Source organism: Mastigocladopsis repens PCC 10914, from assembly GCF_000315565.1.
GTDB lineage: Bacteria > Cyanobacteriota > Cyanobacteriia > Cyanobacteriales > Nostocaceae > Mastigocladopsis > Mastigocladopsis repens.
Genome location: NZ_JH992901.1, coordinates 608,373 through 624,764, shown reverse-complemented (window position 1 = coordinate 624,764; position 16,392 = coordinate 608,373). Strand labels below are relative to the sequence as shown.

The 16,392-nt window shown below is 44.7% G+C and carries 20 protein-coding genes; 4 read left to right on the top strand and 16 right to left on the bottom strand.

Annotated features, from left to right (window positions below; genetic code table 11):
• Positions 1-12 precede the first annotated feature (12 nt).
• The 3 genes from MAS10914_RS0104945 (at position 13) to MAS10914_RS0104930 (ending at position 4,858) form a co-directional block, all read left to right on the top strand.
• The gene (locus MAS10914_RS0104945) at positions 13-714 is read left to right on the top strand and encodes an NAD(P)H-dependent oxidoreductase (RefSeq protein ID WP_017314795.1); all 702 of its coding nucleotides are present in this window, start codon (positions 13-15) and stop codon (positions 712-714) included.
• Positions 715-1,324: 610 nt separating this feature from the next.
• Complete coding sequence (locus tag MAS10914_RS35320; protein WP_017314794.1) at positions 1,325-3,913, top strand: AAA-like domain-containing protein; 2,589 nt, start codon at positions 1,325-1,327, stop codon at positions 3,911-3,913.
• 30 nt (positions 3,914-3,943) lie between these two features.
• Complete coding sequence (locus MAS10914_RS0104930; RefSeq protein ID WP_017314793.1) at positions 3,944-4,858, top strand: ABC transporter permease; 915 nt, start codon at positions 3,944-3,946, stop codon at positions 4,856-4,858.
• 53 nt (positions 4,859-4,911) lie between these two features.
• Here MAS10914_RS0104930 and MAS10914_RS0104925 read toward each other — a convergent pair whose 3' ends face one another.
• The gene (locus MAS10914_RS0104925) at positions 4,912-5,274 is read right to left on the bottom strand and encodes a helix-turn-helix domain-containing protein (protein WP_026082338.1); all 363 of its coding nucleotides are present in this window, start codon (positions 5,272-5,274) and stop codon (positions 4,912-4,914) included.
• A gap of 199 nt (positions 5,275-5,473) precedes the next feature.
• Between MAS10914_RS0104925 and MAS10914_RS0104920 the strand changes: the two genes are divergently transcribed.
• On the top strand, positions 5,474-5,941 hold the full coding sequence (locus MAS10914_RS0104920) for a hypothetical protein (protein ID WP_017314791.1): 468 nt from the start codon (positions 5,474-5,476) through the stop codon (positions 5,939-5,941).
• 47 nt (positions 5,942-5,988) lie between these two features.
• On the opposite strand, the gene prfA is transcribed toward MAS10914_RS0104920, so the two are convergent.
• The 15 genes from prfA to rplO all read right to left on the bottom strand — a co-directional run bounded on the left by prfA (position 5,989) and on the right by rplO (position 16,262).
• Positions 5,989-7,089, bottom strand: a complete 1,101-nt coding sequence (prfA, locus tag MAS10914_RS0104915; RefSeq protein WP_017314790.1) for a peptide chain release factor 1 — start codon at positions 7,087-7,089, stop codon at positions 5,989-5,991.
• A 104-nt stretch (positions 7,090-7,193) separates the two neighbouring features.
• Complete coding sequence (gene rpmE, locus MAS10914_RS0104910) at positions 7,194-7,436, bottom strand: 50S ribosomal protein L31 (protein ID WP_017314789.1); 243 nt, start codon at positions 7,434-7,436, stop codon at positions 7,194-7,196.
• Positions 7,437-7,573: 137 nt separating this feature from the next.
• Complete coding sequence (gene rpsI, locus MAS10914_RS0104905; RefSeq protein ID WP_017314788.1) at positions 7,574-7,990, bottom strand: 30S ribosomal protein S9; 417 nt, start codon at positions 7,988-7,990, stop codon at positions 7,574-7,576.
• A complete protein-coding gene (gene rplM / locus MAS10914_RS0104900; RefSeq protein ID WP_017314787.1) occupies positions 7,990-8,445 on the bottom strand; it encodes a 50S ribosomal protein L13 in 456 nt (151 codons plus the stop codon). The genes rpsI and rplM overlap by 1 nt, the downstream gene beginning before the upstream one ends.
• Positions 8,446-8,522: 77 nt before the next feature.
• Positions 8,523-9,368 (bottom strand): tRNA pseudouridine(38-40) synthase TruA, encoded by an 846-nt coding sequence (gene truA / locus MAS10914_RS0104895; protein ID WP_017314786.1) that lies wholly within the window; start codon positions 9,366-9,368, stop codon positions 8,523-8,525.
• Between the two features lie 64 nt (positions 9,369-9,432).
• Complete coding sequence (gene rplQ, locus MAS10914_RS0104890; RefSeq protein WP_017314785.1) at positions 9,433-9,783, bottom strand: 50S ribosomal protein L17; 351 nt, start codon at positions 9,781-9,783, stop codon at positions 9,433-9,435.
• A 382-nt stretch (positions 9,784-10,165) separates the two neighbouring features.
• Positions 10,166-11,113, bottom strand: a complete 948-nt coding sequence (locus tag MAS10914_RS0104885) for a DNA-directed RNA polymerase subunit alpha (RefSeq protein WP_017314784.1) — start codon at positions 11,111-11,113, stop codon at positions 10,166-10,168.
• Positions 11,114-11,527: 414 nt separating this feature from the next.
• Positions 11,528-11,659, bottom strand: coding sequence for a hypothetical protein (locus MAS10914_RS36100; protein ID WP_269635043.1), 132 nt, complete (start codon positions 11,657-11,659; stop codon positions 11,528-11,530).
• Positions 11,660-11,938: 279 nt separating this feature from the next.
• On the bottom strand, positions 11,939-12,337 hold the full coding sequence (rpsK, locus tag MAS10914_RS0104880; RefSeq protein ID WP_017314783.1) for a 30S ribosomal protein S11: 399 nt from the start codon (positions 12,335-12,337) through the stop codon (positions 11,939-11,941).
• A gap of 53 nt (positions 12,338-12,390) precedes the next feature.
• Entirely contained in the window at positions 12,391-12,771 is a 381-nt protein-coding gene (gene rpsM / locus MAS10914_RS0104875) for a 30S ribosomal protein S13 (RefSeq protein ID WP_017314782.1), read from the bottom strand.
• A 111-nt stretch (positions 12,772-12,882) separates the two neighbouring features.
• Positions 12,883-12,996 (bottom strand): 50S ribosomal protein L36, encoded by a 114-nt coding sequence (rpmJ, locus tag MAS10914_RS32595; protein WP_071599794.1) that lies wholly within the window; start codon positions 12,994-12,996, stop codon positions 12,883-12,885.
• A 426-nt stretch (positions 12,997-13,422) separates the two neighbouring features.
• Positions 13,423-13,647, bottom strand: coding sequence for a translation initiation factor IF-1 (gene infA, locus MAS10914_RS0104865; RefSeq protein ID WP_006276978.1), 225 nt, complete (start codon positions 13,645-13,647; stop codon positions 13,423-13,425).
• Positions 13,648-13,881: 234 nt separating this feature from the next.
• Positions 13,882-14,436, bottom strand: coding sequence for an adenylate kinase (locus MAS10914_RS0104860; protein ID WP_017314780.1), 555 nt, complete (start codon positions 14,434-14,436; stop codon positions 13,882-13,884).
• Positions 14,436-15,749, bottom strand: a complete 1,314-nt coding sequence (secY, locus tag MAS10914_RS0104855; protein ID WP_017314779.1) for a preprotein translocase subunit SecY — start codon at positions 15,747-15,749, stop codon at positions 14,436-14,438. Before secY ends, MAS10914_RS0104860 begins: the two co-directional genes overlap by 1 nt.
• Before the next feature lie 66 nt (positions 15,750-15,815).
• A complete protein-coding gene (gene rplO / locus MAS10914_RS0104850; RefSeq protein ID WP_017314778.1) occupies positions 15,816-16,262 on the bottom strand; it encodes a 50S ribosomal protein L15 in 447 nt (148 codons plus the stop codon).
• Between the last annotated feature and the right edge of the window lie 130 nt (positions 16,263-16,392).

Below are 16,392 nucleotides of genomic sequence, written 5' to 3'. Positions count from 1 at the left end.
AAGGATGTCAAAATGAAATTCTTTATTGTTCACGCTCACCCAGAACCCAACAGTTTCAACAGTACGTTGACTCGCTATGCCAAGGAAGTACTTCACGCCACAGGACATGAGGTGATTATTTCTGACCTTTATGCTATGCAGTTCAACCCTGTTTCGGATCGTCGCAATTTCATTCATCAAAAAGACCCAAACTATTTTAAACAGCAAGTCGAAGAAATGTATGCAACTGAGGTTGATGGCTTTGCCCCTGACATCAAAGCAGAAATGGAAAAACTCGACTGGTGTGATGTGCTGATTTTTCAGTTTCCTCTTTGGTGGTTTGGACTTCCTGCGATCCTCAAGGGTTGGGTTGACCGAGTGTTTGCAATGGGGAGAATTTACGGCGGTGGGAGGTTTTATGACAATGGTGTCTTCCATGGCAAAAAAGCTATGCTGTCTCTCACCACAGGTGGTCCATTAACCATGTACACTGAAATAGGTATCAACGGTGATATTCATACTATCCTTTATCCGATTAATCACGGAATTTTCCGCTTTGTGGGTTTCGATGTTGTGCCACCTTTCATAGTTTGGAGTGCAAATCGCATTGGGAATGAGCGTTGCCAAGCCTATCTGCAGGAGTACAAGCAGCGGTTATTAATGATTAATGCAGCGCCTGCTATTGTTTATCCTACACTTGCAGATTTTGATGAAGATTTCCAACTCAAGCAGTGATGACAGTTAGTTAAATACTAATCTATACCTAGATTTAGTAAATTTGTGTTAACTGCTACATCTAGGTATTTCACAATTTCAAACAGTAGTTACTCAAGCTTAATATCAGTCTGTATTGCATTGAAGAAAAGTGCAAACTGCTACAAGCCGGATGAGGCTGATAATTTTGTAGTTATTTATTTTAAAATATAGAAGCACTCAATTTTACTTCGTGTACAACATTATTATACAACTTTAGAAATATACAGAAATTTAGTATAAAATAAACTATGTATAACTAAAGTTAATGTTAAAATTTCTACAAAATTTAGGCAAGAAATTAGATCTGTTAAATGAAGCTTTGAAAACAATGTTATATTTTTGTCATAAAAACCAATACCCCTAACAAGTAAGTCCAAAATATCGACTAAATTTTACTTGATGAGAAAAAAAGGTGAAGAGTCAAAGTATGAAGGATGAAAAAATATTGACTTTAGCTTTCACACCTAATCTTAAGCTATCAGGAGTCGCCCTTACGGCAGAACACCTGTATACGGAGGTTTCCCTCATCCTTGCCAGGTATTAAGTATCCGTCGTATCTTACAGTTAACCATTATTTTATCAAACACCTATGAGTAGGTTAGTTGTTTTAAGCTTAGGTCAGGGGAACCTAGACGGTGGCTTTGCCACTGTTACGGTCCAGCTTGGAGAAGCAGACAACCCCTACCGCATGAAATTTACTGCCAGTTTACCAGCCGCACCAAAAATTCCAGAGATCTACCAAAATTGGCAGTTGCTTTATTATGCTTTCTATCAACGTTTCAGTTGGCGGATTCGTACCGAAATAGACGATGATTTTGAAATTGAAGAAGCTGGTGTAACTAATATTTCTGAAGCTGACATCAATGATTTATCCCTATTGTTGTCAAAAAGAATGAATGCATGGCTCAACTCAACGAAGTTTCGCAAAATTGACCAGAAATTACGCACACAATTAAAACCATCTGAAGAAATTCGCTTTATTATTGAAACCAACGACAATATACTGCGACGACTTCCCTGGCATCTGTGGAAGTTCTTTGAGGATTACCCATATACGGAAGTTGCCTTCAGCGGAGCAGAGTATCAAAAACCTAATAAATTGCTGAACAATAAGTGCAAAGATCAAGTTAGAATTTTAGCAATTTTTGGGAATAGTCAAGGAATTGATATTAGTCAGGATAGGACTTTTTTAGAGAAATTATCAAACCGAGCAGAAATTAAATTTTTAGTAGAGCCGAATATTTGTGATTTAAACGAGCAGCTTTGGCAACAAGGTTGGGATATTCTCTTTTTTGCGGGTCATAGTTGCAGTAAAGAAAAAGGATTTTTGCAGCTAAATCAAATAGACACGATTACTCTTGAGCAATTAAAATATGGTCTCAAGCAAGCTATTAGTGGTGGGTTGAAGCTAGCGATTTTCAACTCCTGTGATGGTTTGGGGTTGGCGCAACAGCTCCAGGATTTGCACATTCCACAAGTGATTGTCATGCGAGAGCCTGTGCCAGATGTGGTGGCTCAAGAATTTTTAAAGTATTTTCTAGCTGAATTTTCGTGTGGAAAGTCTTTATACGCTGCGATGCGTTCTGCACGCGAAAGACTGCAAGGATTAGAGGGGAAATATCCCTGTGCCACTTGGCTACCAGTCATTTTCCAAAATCCTGCTGAACCGCCTATGCTTTGGTCACAAGAAAGTGTACGGAATAAATGGCAAGAGAAGATAGATTCCTCAATGGTGGCTTCCATTGTGAATGCTGGAAGCTTGCAAACAAACATCAGATTGCCAGTTGCAACTTCACTTTTGCCCAAAACAACGGCTTTTGATTCTGTGTTGGAGAATCTGAACCGGAAGCTACTGGAAAATCAAAATCGCCCTCTCAATTACACAGAAATATTACTCCTACGGGGAATCTGGCAGAATCAAACCTACAGCCAAATTGCCCAAGAGGTTGGCTATAGCTCAGGATACTTTACAAATGTTGTCGCCCCAGAATTACGCCAAAAACTTTCTTCTGTTATTGGCAAGCGTGTTACAAAAAAAAATTGTCGGCTGCTACTCGAGTCCTATGCTGCTGTAGAAGTTTCCCTAAAAACAACATTGCAAAGACAAAACCTGGCAAGTTTTGCCCTTGATGTTAACAGTTATATGTCGCCTCTGTTCCCAAGCGGTTCAGTCCCTGTTGACTCCCGGTACTACATTGAACACCCTGAAATTACTGCACAGGTTTATCAAGAAATCATTAAACCAGGAGCCTTAATTCGCATTAAAGCTCCTCAGGAAATGGGTAAAACCTCACTGCTGTTAAGAATTCTGGACTACGCCAATCGCATTGGCTACCAGACAGTGAGCCTGAACCTGGAGGAACAAGTTGACCAAGCAATTTTGAGCGATTTAAATCGGTTTTTGCGTTGGCTGTGTGCCAACGTCTCCCGTCAGTTGCAGCTTGAACCAAGATTAGACGACTGTTGGGATGATGATATTGGCAGCAAAGTGAGTTGCTCAATGTATTTGCGAAGTCATGTGCTGGAGCAAATTGACTCACCTGTGGTCTTGGCTCTGGACGAGGTGAATCAAATTTTTGAGCATCCGCAAGTAGCAAAAGAATTTTTACCTTTGTTGCGTTCCTGGTACGAAGACTCCAAAAGATTGCCCATCTGGCAAAAGCTACGCCTTGTTGTGGTTCACTCGACCGAAATTTATGTTCCCCTACAGCTTCATCAGTCACCTTTCAATGTAGGACTACCGATTCAGTTAACTTGTTTGTGTTTAGATCAGGTGGAACAGTTAGCGCAGTGCTTTGGTCTCAACTGGACAGATGGAGAGGAAGCAAGACTACTCATGGACATGGTGGGAGGACATCCTGCACTAGTACACCTTGCACTCTATCACCTTAGTCGTGGAGAGGTCACTCTGGCGGAACTGCTGCAAAATGCTTCCACATCTGTCGGCATTTATTCTCATCATCTGCAGCGTCATTGGGCAACTTTGCAAGCACAGCCGGAATTAGCGCTCGCTCTTCATAGGGTGATGAATGCTACTGAACCCGTGCAATTAGAATCTGTCTTTGCTTACAAGTTAAGCAGTATGGGGTTAATTAAGTTAGATAACAACAAAGTTACACCCACTTGTCAGTTGTATCGGCAGTATTTTCAGCAAAAATTCCTGACTGCAGCCAGCTAATACCAATTTTTTATTTAGTTATATAGGTTTGTGTCTACTCAAATTCCTCATCCTGATCTACATCCCCCAAATGATGTTGCTGCGTCAAAATTGCCTCGTCCACGGTTAAGCAGGTTACAACCTTTGGCATTGCTAGCACCTGCTGGAATTTGGATGTTGCTTTTGCTAGTGTTACCAACACTAATCATTTTTGAGTTGAGTTTAGTATCAAATATTCGACCTGGGGATATCGTCAATCCCAATGGGTTCGATAATTACATTCGGATACTTGATCCCTTATACCTGCAAGTCATAGGGCGATCGCTCTTTTTTGCACTCAGCTCCACAATGATTTGTTTAATCTTGGGTTTCCCTGTTGCCTATTGGATTGCTCAGATAGCGCCTTGGCGATGGCGAAATTTGCTCCTCATTGGCTTTGTCTTGCCTTTGTGGACTTCTTCCTTACTTCGCTCTTATGCTTGGATAACAATTCTCCGTCCTACTGGGTTACTCAACAGCATACTCAGCAGTTTAAGCTTACCGACTTTAGATGTCCTTAACACCAGTCCAGCTGTCTTAATTGGCATGAGCTATAGCTTGTTGCCGTATATGGTTTTGATTTTATACGCTGCTCTAGAAAAACTAGATAAGCGTTTGCTAGAAGCCGCAGCTGATTTAGGCGCAAATCCCGTCCAAACTTTTTGGAAAGTCACTGTACCACAAACTTTCACGGGAATTGCTGCAGCTTCTTTTTTGGTGTTCATTACAGCATTTGGCGATTTTATCAATCCAGAATTACTTGGCGGTGCTTCCAGCATGACGGCGGCGCGGTTGGTTTATAACCAGTTTCTTGGATCTACTCAAAATTGGGGATTTGGTTCAGCTTTAAGTATGACAATAATTTTGGTGGTCAGTATTGCTATTGCTCTTTTAATTAAGTTTGGTGATGCTACGCCAAAGCGATAGAAAAATTCTTTAAAACACATCTTTAAAAGACAACTGACAATTTAACTAGTGTTCTAACTAGCTTTCGCTTCATCGCCTAATGCTTCTGCCGCAGCAGCCAACCTAGCTGCCCCAGCTTGAACTATTTGAGCCACTTGGCTAAGAGGCAAATGATTGATTTGCCTAAGAATCAAACTTAAATCTGAAGCTTCTGGTACTGGCTTACCTTCTAAACAGCAGAGTAGCTCCTCCAATGTATAGCCTGCTCGTGCTGCAATTTGAGCCAAATTTTCTGTATCTGGCACCTTAACGCCCTTTTCCCACATCTGAACTGCAGTCGCAGAAACTCCCAACAGTTTGCCAAAACCTCGCTGACTCATCGAACCACGAGCTAGCTTGATGATTTCAATCAGTTTTTGTCTGCTTTCTGTATTCACTGCTGGGTTACTACTCAACTTTAATTACAAGTTTACTTGCATTATTACAAGTTTAGTTGTCTGTTGACAGCCTTCTGTTTAAGTAGTAATGTATTACTTAAGTTTTAATATTAAAACTTAAGTTTCTAAATTAACGAACTGGGTGCGTCAGAAGTATTGAGGTTTTAGGTAGATTTGCAGGTAACAGAAAAGGCGCATTATGGTTCGCTATTCACGGAAGATTCGTCGATATCATCGTAGAGGTCAAGGCTTAATTGCTGCTAATAAAATTAAACCAGAAAAATGGCACTTTTCCAAAGCTGAGGCTAAAGAAGCACTGCAAGCACAAGGCTGTAAGGTAAAAGAAATTAAGAAAATCCGCTGCTTAAAGCATCAAGTGTGTATTTCTTACTGGGACGAAAAGGGTAACGTATGCAGTGGTTTTTTTAGCTACAGGATTTTTACTCGTTGGCAAATAGAAGTAGAAAAGTTAATTGAGCGCTGCCTAACTTTGACGGAATGGCGTCACTTGAATCATATCATGCAGTACGAATTTGCTTATTATCCATATCCCAAAAATATCGATAATGCACTCCATAAGACATTAGAAAACCGCCTGTGTGTGTTAGAGGAAACAACACAACAAGCGGTCTTCCAAGATATTGAAAGCCAAGTGGTTAGTTGTTAATGGTAAGAAAACTCATAATTAACAACTAACTCTAACGACCTCAAAGATTAACTGCTAGCCCCAGAAGTGGCAAGTTCCGCTAAGCGTTCTTGCTGGTCTTGAGAAATACAAGCCTGAATAACGCCTTCAAGTTCGCCTTCAAGAAATGAATTGAGCGAGTAGTTTTGACCTAAACGATGGTCGGTGACGCGGTTATCTTTGTAGTTATAAGTGCGAATCTTTTCAGAACGCGACCCTGTACCTACTTGCGATCGCCGCATAGAAGTCACAGCTTCCTGTTGTTCGCGTAACTTCATTTCATACAACTTTGCCCGCAAGATTTGCATTGCCCGTTCTTTGTTTTGCAACTGGCTGCGTTCTTCGGTACAGAAAATGCGGATACCAGTGGGTTTGTGAAACAAGTCAGCCGCTGTTTCTACCTTGTTGACGTTTTGTCCACCAGCACCGCCGGAACGAGCTGTACTCATTTCAATATCCTTCGGGTCGATGTGGATTTCTACGTCATCCACTTCTGGCATGATCGCTACAGTTGCTGTAGAAGTGTGAACTCTTCCCCCAGCTTCCGTAACAGGTACGCGCTGTACCCGATGCACGCCAGCTTCAAACTTCAGCTTGCTGTAAACGTTGTCACCCTGAATTTCCAAAATTGCTTCTTTGAAGCCGCCCATTTCCGCCAGGGATTCGCTCACTAGCTTCACTTTCCAACCCTGGACATCAGTATATCGTGAGTACATACGTACTAAGTCACCCGCCCAGATACTTGCTTCATCACCGCCTGTACCCGCACGAATTTCCAGCATGATGTTTTTATCATCATTGGGGTCACGCGGTAGGAGCAATATCTTCAGGCGATTTTCTAGGTATTCTATTTTTTGCTCAAGTTCTTGAACTTCCAAGGCTGCCATTTCTTGGAGTTCTGGATCTCCTTGAGCTTCTTTTAGCACCTGACGCGCCCCTATTAATTCGTCTTGGGCTGTCTTCCAAGTTTCATAGGTATTTACGACTTCTTCCAAAGAAGAGCGTGCCTTTGCGACTGTTTGATACTCATCAGGGTTTTTGGCAGTATCGGGGTCGGCAAGGCGACGAGTCAATTCATTAAAAGTTTGTTCAACGGATTTTAATTTCTCCAGCAGATATGTTTCAGCCATGACGAATGCAGCGCTCCTTAAAAAATAGCAAATTGGCTTGAGCATTAAATACAACAATCGACCCAGCTGATGCAGGGTCGTCGTTAACAGCTAAAGCCAGCCCGCTACTTTTTCTTTCTGCCGCCTTTGGATTGACCGCCTTCCATCATGCCGTATTTACGCATGAAGCGTTCTACGCGACCTTCGGTGTCGATAATCTTCTGAGTACCTGTGTAAAAGGGGTGGTTTCCAGACCAAACATCTACGTGCAGTTCTGGCTTAGTGGAGCCGACGGTCATGACATGTTGACCGTTGCAGTAAACTTTTGCCTCTGGATACCACTGGGGATGAATCTCTGGTTTAGCCATTTTTCCTTTTGTGGTCTATCTATACATATTATAACTTCTAGCTTTCAGCCATCAGCACTAAAAAAGTTCCGAGCCATGAGTGCCTAAATAGACTAACTCGTTAACCTACTCATAACTCGGTACTCAGGGGATAGCTTTTAACGCTTGGAGTACTGAGGTGCTTTCCGAGCCTTGTGCAAACCATATTTTTTCCGCTCTTTTGCCCGTGGATCACGAGTGAGGTATCCTTCGGTTTTTAATGGTGAGCGGTTCTGTGGGTCAAGTTGGCATAGGGCGCGAGCGACTCCCAGACGAACGGCATCTGATTGTCCGGTTAAGCCGCCCCCTTCAGCTTTTACTAAAATATCGTATTCGTTTTCCAGACCCAGAGTTTCTAAGGGGGCTTTGGCAACGGAGATGTAGTTGGGGTTGAACTGGAAGTAAAGATCTCCTGGTTTACCATTGACAATCATTTGTCCGGTTCCGGGAATCAGGCGTACCCGCGCTATTGCGGATTTACGGCGACCTGTACCCCAGTACATGGCACGACCGCTATTGTTATCTGTTGCTTGCATTAGTCTTGTGCTCCTGGAATTGTCTGAATATTCAACTCTTTTGGTTTCTGTGCTGTGTGGGGATGAGTGGGTCCAGCGTAAACTTTGAGCTTAGTAAACAACTGCCGTCCCAAGCTATTTTTCGGTAGCATACCTTTGACAGCATGTTCCACAATCCGTTCTGGCAAACGTTGTTGCAGTTTGGCAAAGGTTTCGGTCTTCATTCCACCGGGACGACCAGAATGACGACGGTAAACCTTTTGTGTGCGCTTTTTACCTGTGACTTCCACTTTTTCGGCATTCACAACAATGACGAAATCACCTGTATCCATGTGAGGGGTGTATTGGGGTTTATTTTTCCCTCTAAGAATCATGGCGATTTCGCTTGCTAAGCGACCGAGGCGTTTGTTGGTAGCGTCTACGATGTACCACTCGCGCTCAATAGTATCCTGAGGAGGAAGGTATGTTTTGTTCATTGTTATTTGTCCTTTGTTATTTGTCCTTTGTCATTTGTTGATTGTTACTTGTTAGCTGTTAGTTTTTCTACTAACCATTAACGACTCACAAATGACTGATGACCGAAGACTAATTTAGGTTGGGCATCAAACCAAATCTCTGGGGGAAAGGGGAAATCAGGATAGCCGACTCGCAACAAGCATAAGCCCTGGGGGGGTGCGGCATATTTCACTTCTTGACGCCGTTGATATTTCCAAAGGTCGATGAAGTTATCAAGTGTCCGCTGTCCGGAACCAACCTGTACCACCATCCCCACCAACAGCCGCACCATGCCGTACAAAAATCCATCTGCCTGAATTTCAATCTGGAGAAATGGTCCGGTGCGATAACACTCTGCTGCTTGTACTTCTACCCAGGAATGCTGGCGTCTTGAGTTCGAGCGGCGAAAAGCAGCTAGGTGATGGTATCCAATCAGAGGTTTGAGTGCTGCCTGAATGAGGGATTCATCCAGGGGTACATAATAATAATGCCAACTAAAGGGTTTGGCAAACAAGTTCGGTAGCTCTTCAGTATAAAGCGTGTAACGATACCGTCGATAAGTGGCACTAAAGCGAGCGTGCCAATGGTGACTCACTTCTGCTGAAGCCCGAATCAGTATATCTTCGGGCAAATAGCTGTTAAGAATAGTTGCCCATTTATAAGCTGGTATCTTACTTGTGACATTAAAATGTGCTACCTGAGCAGCAGCATGAACTCCAGCATCAGTTCGTCCTGCACCATACAATGTCACTGGATGACCTACTACATGAGAGATAGCTTTTTCTATCTCTTCTTGGACGGTGCGTAATTGCAATTGCCGTTGCCACCCATGAAAATGAGTGCCCAGGTATTGAATTACCAAGGCGACTCGATAGGTCGGTGTAGGCTGGTGGCAATTGAGCATAAAGATTATGTCCTTTGTCATTTGTTATTAGTCAAGAATCATGGACAAATGACAAATGACTAAATTAGACTAGTTCGATTATTGCCATCTCAGAATTATCACCCCGACGAGGGACGGTATGTAGAATGCGAGTGTAACCTCCTTGACGATTGGCATACCGAGTAGGTGCTTGCTCAAACAGAGCATGAACGAGTTGTTTGTCGTAGATGTAGCCGAGGGCTTGACGGCGTGCTGCTAAAGAACCGTCTTTGGCTAGAGTAATCATTTTGTCTACTTCGGAGCGTACCACTTTAGCTCTGGTTAAAGTGGTTGTGATCCGTCCATAACGGATCAGTTCAGTGGTCAGCGATCGCAACAGGGCACGGCGCTGATCAGCTGGTTTACTGAGTTTTTTGATCCGACAACGGTGACGCATAATTTTTTCTGTTAGTTGGTAGCTGGTAGTTGTTAGTTGGCAGTTGTTAGTTGTTGGCGAGTCAGTGCGTTGCTGTGAATCAGTCCTCCTGGAGGGTTAGCCCGCTCTCACGGGAACTGGTGTAAGCGCAGCGTCCGGGCAGGAGATACCCGGAGGGGGGTTTCCCCCCAACCCCAACGCCAGTCCGCACCCTGCGGGAAGCCGCTGCGCGTCTACAAGTCGGGAGAGCCGTCTGCAGCGCTGCTTCACCACGCGGCTGACTCCTCCGTGGGAACCCCGAAGCCCCCGTTGTAGCAACTGCGTTAGCGCGGCCTCTGGGGAGGAGATACCCGACCCGAAGGGTTGTTCTACTAACCACTTACTACTAAACTAATAAGCAGTTTTAGGTGTGTTTGGAAGCCCTCTCAGTCGGTAGGGTAATGCCCAAACGTCGCTGTAGGGCTTCAACGACCTCTTCAGCTGACTTCTGACCAAAGTTTTTTATTTCTAACAGGTCTTCTTGGGTGTAATCCAACAAGTCAGCAACAGAGTTAACTTGTGCCCGTTTGAGACAGTTATAAGCTCGCACAGACAGTTGCAACTCTTCAATAGGAATCTGAGCGGTTGGGTCGTCTGGAATGTCGGAGGCTGTATCCGCAGGTTCCAGCGAGATATCTTTTAAGGGATTGAATAGGTCTACTAAGATACCTGCGGCTGAAGAAAGAGCTTCTTGGGGGTTTAAACTACCATTTGTCCAGACTTCCAACAGCAGTCTGTCTTTTGGTATCCCACTATCCCCACGAGTTTCCTCAACGCTGTAATTCACTTTGCGTACTGGCATAAATACCGAGTCGATTTGGAGAAAGTCCAAAGATGTGGCTTCTTCACGACCCCGCTCTACAGTGCGATATCCTTTGCCTCTTTCAATGCGAAACTCCATTTCCAACTTGCCACCTTCAGCTATGGTGGCGACATACTGCGTCGGCTCGATGATTTCTACTTCACTAGGCAAATCAAAGTGTGCCGCAGTAACTGTTGTTGGACCTGTAACGAGTAACCGACCAATCTGGGGTTGAGCGGAATAGCTTTTGAGGACGACTTCCTTCATTTTCATCAGGATTTCCAGCACGTCTTCCCGTACACCCGGAACTGTGGCAAACTCGTGTGTGACGCCCGCAATCCGAACTGCTGTGACTGCTGTCCCCTCTAGATTGGATAGTAAAACCCGTCTCAGGGCATTGCCAACTGTCGTTCCTTGACCACGCTCCAGAGGTTCTAAAACGAATTTACTGTACTGGCTCCTATTTTCCTCAGTATTAGACTCTACACATTCAATTTGAAATTGCGCCACGGAGTAGCCTCCCTTGTTATCAGGTCTTGCTAGCAGACAAATTCATTGCCTCGTTCGACACTTGGTTATGGGAAAAAGTACCCTCACCCGTGTCCAAGGGCGGGCAGTTCGATCAAGTCGAGTCAGCGCTATGCGGTGAACCAGCCCTGCAGGCGCTGAGCTTTTCGGGAACGCTATGTGAACGGGCACACTAGGTGTTAACGTAAGTTCCTCGCTCCGTGAGGCACGCACAGGGTGGCACGAAGTGCCTTAGGAGGGTTTTCCGACCCAGGCAACTGGTGTTGGCGCAGCCTCTTTGGAGGAGACACCCGGAGGGAGGTTCTGTCCGTTGTTGGCGTAAGTCCTGCGGACAGGCTGCGCCAACGCGTAGCGTGCTTGGAGGGTTCAGCGTCTCCGTGCCTCCTACGGAGGAGCTTACGCTAACGCCGTAGGCGTGCCGCAGGCATAGGAGATAGCAACTGCCGTGCGACTGGCGTGAGCCACTGCTTTGGTCAGAGTTGTCTGAGCGGAGATTTTCTCCGTTAGCGTAGCTCCGAAGGGGAGCAAGGCTCAAAACTACTGGCTCACCACACAGCTGCCCTCCCGAATGTACTTAATACCCTCTTAAGCTACGAGGTCTATCAAACTACATTTGGCGGTGATGCTTGACTCCTCAAAAAGCCAGTGGGTGATCATGGTATTTTGTGTTTTTTGAAGTTTTGAGTTTCTTGCGGAAGTTGCTGTATGCGAGTCAAGAAAACTCCCCATCATGGTGGTGTCTTCTGTAGTTCTTCTGCAAGGAAAGCTAACTTAAACTTCTTGCCCTCATCGCCCAACAAGTTTTATCTATACTCGGCGGCGCTTGGGCGGACGGCAACCATTATGAGGAATCGGGGTAATATCCCGAATTAGGGTGATTTCCAGTCCTGCTCCTTGGAGTGCCCGGATAGCCGTTTCTCGACCCGCTCCAGGACCGCTGACCATTACCTCAATTTGACGCATCCCTTGGTCGATCGCTCGACGTGCTGCGCTTTCAGCAGCGGTTTGGGCTGCAAAAGGAGTTCCCTTTTTCGCTCCTTTAAAACCGCTAGAGCCAGCACTTGCCCAGGAGAGGACATCTCCATTTTGATCGGTAATGGTGACAATGCTATTGTTGAAAGTAGACTGGATGTAGGCCATTCCATTTGGAACGTTGCGTTTTTGCTTTTTGCTCCCGGATTTTTTACTACTTTGTTGTCGCGCCATATCGGACTCAGTTAAGTTAAGATAAGTACTGCTGTAGGTAGGTGTAAAAAAAATTACTTGGATGGGGCTTTCTTCTTACCAGCCACTGTCTGCCGTCTCCCTCGACGAGTTCTGGCATTTGTGCGAGTTCTTTGTCCTCTAACTGGTAAGCCCATGCGGTGGCGACGACCCCTATAGGTTCCAATTTCGATTAAGCGCTTTATGTTTAGTGCCTCCCAGCGCCTCAGGTCACCTTCAACTTGGTAGTTGCTTTCTACTTCTGCCCGCAGAGCTGCTACGTCAGCATCGCTCAGGTCTTTAATACGGGTATCAGGATTGACACCCGTTGCTGCTAAAATCTCTTTTGACAGAGATAAACCAATTCCATAGATGTAAGTTAGACCAATTTCAACGCGTTTGTCTCGTGGAAGGTCTACTCCGGCAATACGTGCCACAACTTGTGTCTCCCTATTTCTCAAAGCTAGTGGTGTAACTTTTGTTCAGCTACTCAGTTATTAGATGGTGTCCCCTAATGACTTTTCACTGTTCGCTCTTGTTGTGTCGCTTTATCCTTGACGCTGTTTGTGCTTGGGATTGACACAAATCACCATTACACGACCACGACGTCTGATCACGGTACACTTTTCACATATTTTCTTGACAGAGGCTCTGACTTTCATGCCTTTTCTCTTGACTCCAAATAGAAGATTATAGCATTTTAATGTTAATTAATCAGTAAAATTCATCGGAAAACTAAAATTTTGGTTTTGTGGTATGATTTCCTACATAAGCTTACTTTCTTGGCATTTGACAAGTCATTCTACCTTCGGTGGTGTCCTTGTACTTAAATTTAACTTTGACGCTATTCTCGGTTGACATTTTCTGAATCTCGTGTCTGCCACTTTCATTAAGTTAAGCTGAGACATTAGAGCTATTGTCCGGTTCAACTCAAAAATTGTAAACAAAGACACTGGAACAATTGTCTGGTTCATCCCAAAAACAGGCATGAGGTAATCCGTCAGGAATAGTACTTTCTATTTGAATTGCATCTGAGTTAATTAAGAGCAATAATTGATTTACCTCCATGTAGATAGTTTTAGAAGTGGTTATTTCTTACGCAGTCGATAAGTAATCCTACCTTTTGTCAGATCATAGGGGGTCAGCTCCACTTTGACGCGATCGCCTGGTAGGATTTTGATGTAGTTACGGCGAATCTTGCCAGAAATGTGAGCCAAGACATTAAAACCGTTATCCAGGTCAACACGAAACATGGCATTTGGTAGTGACTCGGTGACCGTGCCTTCCATTTCAATCAAATCTTGCTTAGACAACTTTTTTCCTCAACTCAACAGTCTCCTCGTTTGTTGCAGCTAGTTCTAGTCTGCAAAGGAACATATTTCGAAGAATATATCAACAGTTTATTAATATATCTTATCCAAGATTGACATACATTTGCTTAGGAGATAGGGAACAGGGGATAGGGAAAAACCTATAAGCGTTAAACTGTAAGGTATTCTCTGTAACCCATAACCTATCACCTGTCATCTGTAACCTATTGCCTCTTTTTAAGAGGCAATAACCTTTTTCAATTCAGCGCTGACTTCTTCTAGGGACTGATTGCCGTTGACGCAAAGGAGTTGATGGCGACTGTGGTAAAAGTCAATCAATGGTGCTGTTTCAGAGCGGTACACTTCCAAGCGCCGACGAATCACCTCTTCGGTGTCATCTTTTCTGCCTCGCTCTAGCAACCGTGCTATCACAATTTCATCTGGCACTTCTAGATTGACTACCTTTTCGCCGTGCTGGTTTAGCTTGTGCAGCAATTCCTCTAAGAAAACTGCTTGATTCACAGTGCGGGGAAAGCCATCAAGAATCCAGCCTGAGTTAGTATCAGTCAAGCTAAGACGTTCCTGCACCATTTCCTCCACTAGCTGGTCAGGAACCAACTCACCTTTGTCCATAAAACTTTGAGCTTTAGCACCCAAAGGGGTTTGGTCTGTTAAGGCTTGGCGGAGGATGTCACCCGTAGAAATATGAGGAATATTGCAGTCATTAGCCAGCGTTTTAGCTTGAGTTCCTTTACCAGCTCCTGGCGGTCCCAAGAAGATTACTCGTGTCACTATTGTTTCACCATTCCTTCATAGCGCTGAGAGATGACATAGGTTTGAATTTGTCTTGATGTATCAATTGCTACGCCAACCAGAATTAACAAAGAGGTAGCACCTAGTCCTTTAAAAGTTGGCACTCCCAAAGCACTTTCAACGGCGGTAGGGATAATAGCAATCAAGCCCAAAAAGATCGCACCCAAAAAAGTGAGTCGATTCAGCACGCGCTCGATATACTCGCTAGTTGCCTTTCCTGGACGAATGCCAGGAATACTAGAACCCATCTTCTTCAAGTTCTGTGCCACATCAACTGGGTTGACGATCAATGAAGAATAGAAGTAGCTAAAGAACACGATGGACACTAAGTAGACCAAGGCATAGACCCAAGCCCCTGAACCGCCTGGGATAAGATAAGTCCTAATAATTCTGGAATACTCCGCATTGCGGATAAAGTTTTCTGCCAACAGTGGCAAACTCAGAATTGCAGTAGCAAAGATAATGGGCATGACGCCCCCTTGATTGAGTCGCAAGGGTAGGTAGTTACGCTGCTCTGCAAAGACTCGACGACCAACCTGACGGCGAGCCGAGATAATTGGGATGCGGCGGATGCCTTCCTGCACAAACACAATACCGATAATGGTGGCTATAAAAAGCAGCAATAGCACGATAACGCGACCCACAGTTTCCCGGCTGCCGCTCTGTACAAAATCGATTGTGTCACCCAAAGCTTTTGGCAATGTTGCCACAATATTGACAAAAATCAATAAAGATGCTCCATTACCAACACCTCGCTCTGTAATCAGTTCTGATGCCCACATGACAAACATAGAACCAGCTACGAGAGCAAGAGCTGTCTCAAACACAAAAATCGGTCCGTAGTTGAAGGCAAAAGGTCTAAGCCAGAACGCCGCCAAGAAAACACTTTGAATAATCCCCCAACCTAAAGATACATAGCGTGTAATCTGGGAAATCTTTCTTCGTCCTGCTTCACCTTCATTTTTCTGTAAATTTTCTAAAGCTGGGATAGCAGCAGTGAGCAATTGGATGATAATCGAGGCGTTGATATAAGGCAAAATCCCCAAGGCAAAGACTCCCAAAGCAGAGAGTCCGCCCCCGGAAAAGATATCCAAAAAGCTTAATATTTGGTTATTACCTTGAATGGCGCTGGCAAACTCGTCTCGATTAATACCTGGTATAGGCAAATGTATGCCAAGACGAATCAACAATATCATACCGACGGTGACAAGCAGCCGACCTCGCAGACCGGCTGCTTGCGCCATCTGCATAAAAGTTTCTTGAGCCGTTGGGGCTTTATCTCGACTGATCATAAAGGGCTACCTTACTAGTTAAGTGAGGCGCTGGCTGGGGTAGGCTTGTTGGTGCGCTGTTTTGGCTCACTCTAAAACTTCGCAACTCCCACCAGCTGCCTCAATTTTGCTACGAGCTGTACCTGTGAAAGCTGCCGCGTGTACCTTGAGCGGAACGCTCAATTCCCCATCCCCCAAAATCTTCAAAGGTCCTCGTGAGGAAGTGAGAATACCTGCTTCTTTTAACGAGGTCAGCGTAACTTCTGTATTTGCAGGCAGGGCGGCTAGCTTTTCTACATTAATCGTAGTGTACTTTTTCCGGTTGATGAGGGGAAAGCCTTTCAACTTAGGGATACGGCGGTACAATGGCTGTTGACCACCTTCAAATCCAGGTCGGGTACCGCCACCGGAACGTGCGTTTTGACCACGCATACCTTTACCAGCACTAGCACCCTGACCCGCAGAAACACCCCTACCTAAACGACGACGGCGTTTCTTTGAGCCTTTTTGAGGACGAACATCAGTGAGTCTCATAGTCGAAACCTTGTGTAATATTAGTCACTGGTCATTTGTGAGCCAGCGCTGCAAGAAGGTTTCCTTCTGTAGGCGACTGGTAAACCCGTAAGCGCAAAGCGCAGGCTACGCCAACGCGTAGCGTCTGGGT

Excerpts from the sequence above, each read along its gene's own strand:
- truA (WP_017314786.1), bottom strand. The coding sequence starts at position 9,368 with ATGCTCAATTGCCACCAGCCTACACCGACCTATCGAGTCGCCTTGGTA.
- MAS10914_RS35320 (WP_017314794.1), top strand. The coding sequence starts at position 1,325 with ATGAGTAGGTTAGTTGTTTTAAGCTTAGGTCAGGGGAACCTAGACGGT.
- rpmJ (WP_071599794.1), bottom strand. The coding sequence starts at position 12,996 with ATGAAAGTCAGAGCCTCTGTCAAGAAAATATGTGAAAAGTGTACCGTG.
- rplM (WP_017314787.1), bottom strand. The coding sequence starts at position 8,445 with ATGAACAAAACATACCTTCCTCCTCAGGATACTATTGAGCGCGAGTGG.
- rplQ (WP_017314785.1), bottom strand. The coding sequence starts at position 9,783 with ATGCGTCACCGTTGTCGGATCAAAAAACTCAGTAAACCAGCTGATCAG.
- rpsI (WP_017314788.1), bottom strand. The coding sequence starts at position 7,990 with ATGCAAGCAACAGATAACAATAGCGGTCGTGCCATGTACTGGGGTACA.
- secY (WP_017314779.1), bottom strand. The coding sequence starts at position 15,749 with ATGATCAGTCGAGATAAAGCCCCAACGGCTCAAGAAACTTTTATGCAG.
- rplO (WP_017314778.1), bottom strand. The coding sequence starts at position 16,262 with ATGAGACTCACTGATGTTCGTCCTCAAAAAGGCTCAAAGAAACGCCGT.
- MAS10914_RS0104920 (WP_017314791.1), top strand. The coding sequence starts at position 5,474 with ATGGTTCGCTATTCACGGAAGATTCGTCGATATCATCGTAGAGGTCAA.
- rpsK (WP_017314783.1), bottom strand. The coding sequence starts at position 12,337 with ATGGCGCGACAACAAAGTAGTAAAAAATCCGGGAGCAAAAAGCAAAAA.
- rpmE (WP_017314789.1), bottom strand. The coding sequence starts at position 7,436 with ATGGCTAAACCAGAGATTCATCCCCAGTGGTATCCAGAGGCAAAAGTT.
- prfA (WP_017314790.1), bottom strand. The coding sequence starts at position 7,089 with ATGGCTGAAACATATCTGCTGGAGAAATTAAAATCCGTTGAACAAACT.
- MAS10914_RS0104945 (WP_017314795.1), top strand. The coding sequence starts at position 13 with ATGAAATTCTTTATTGTTCACGCTCACCCAGAACCCAACAGTTTCAAC.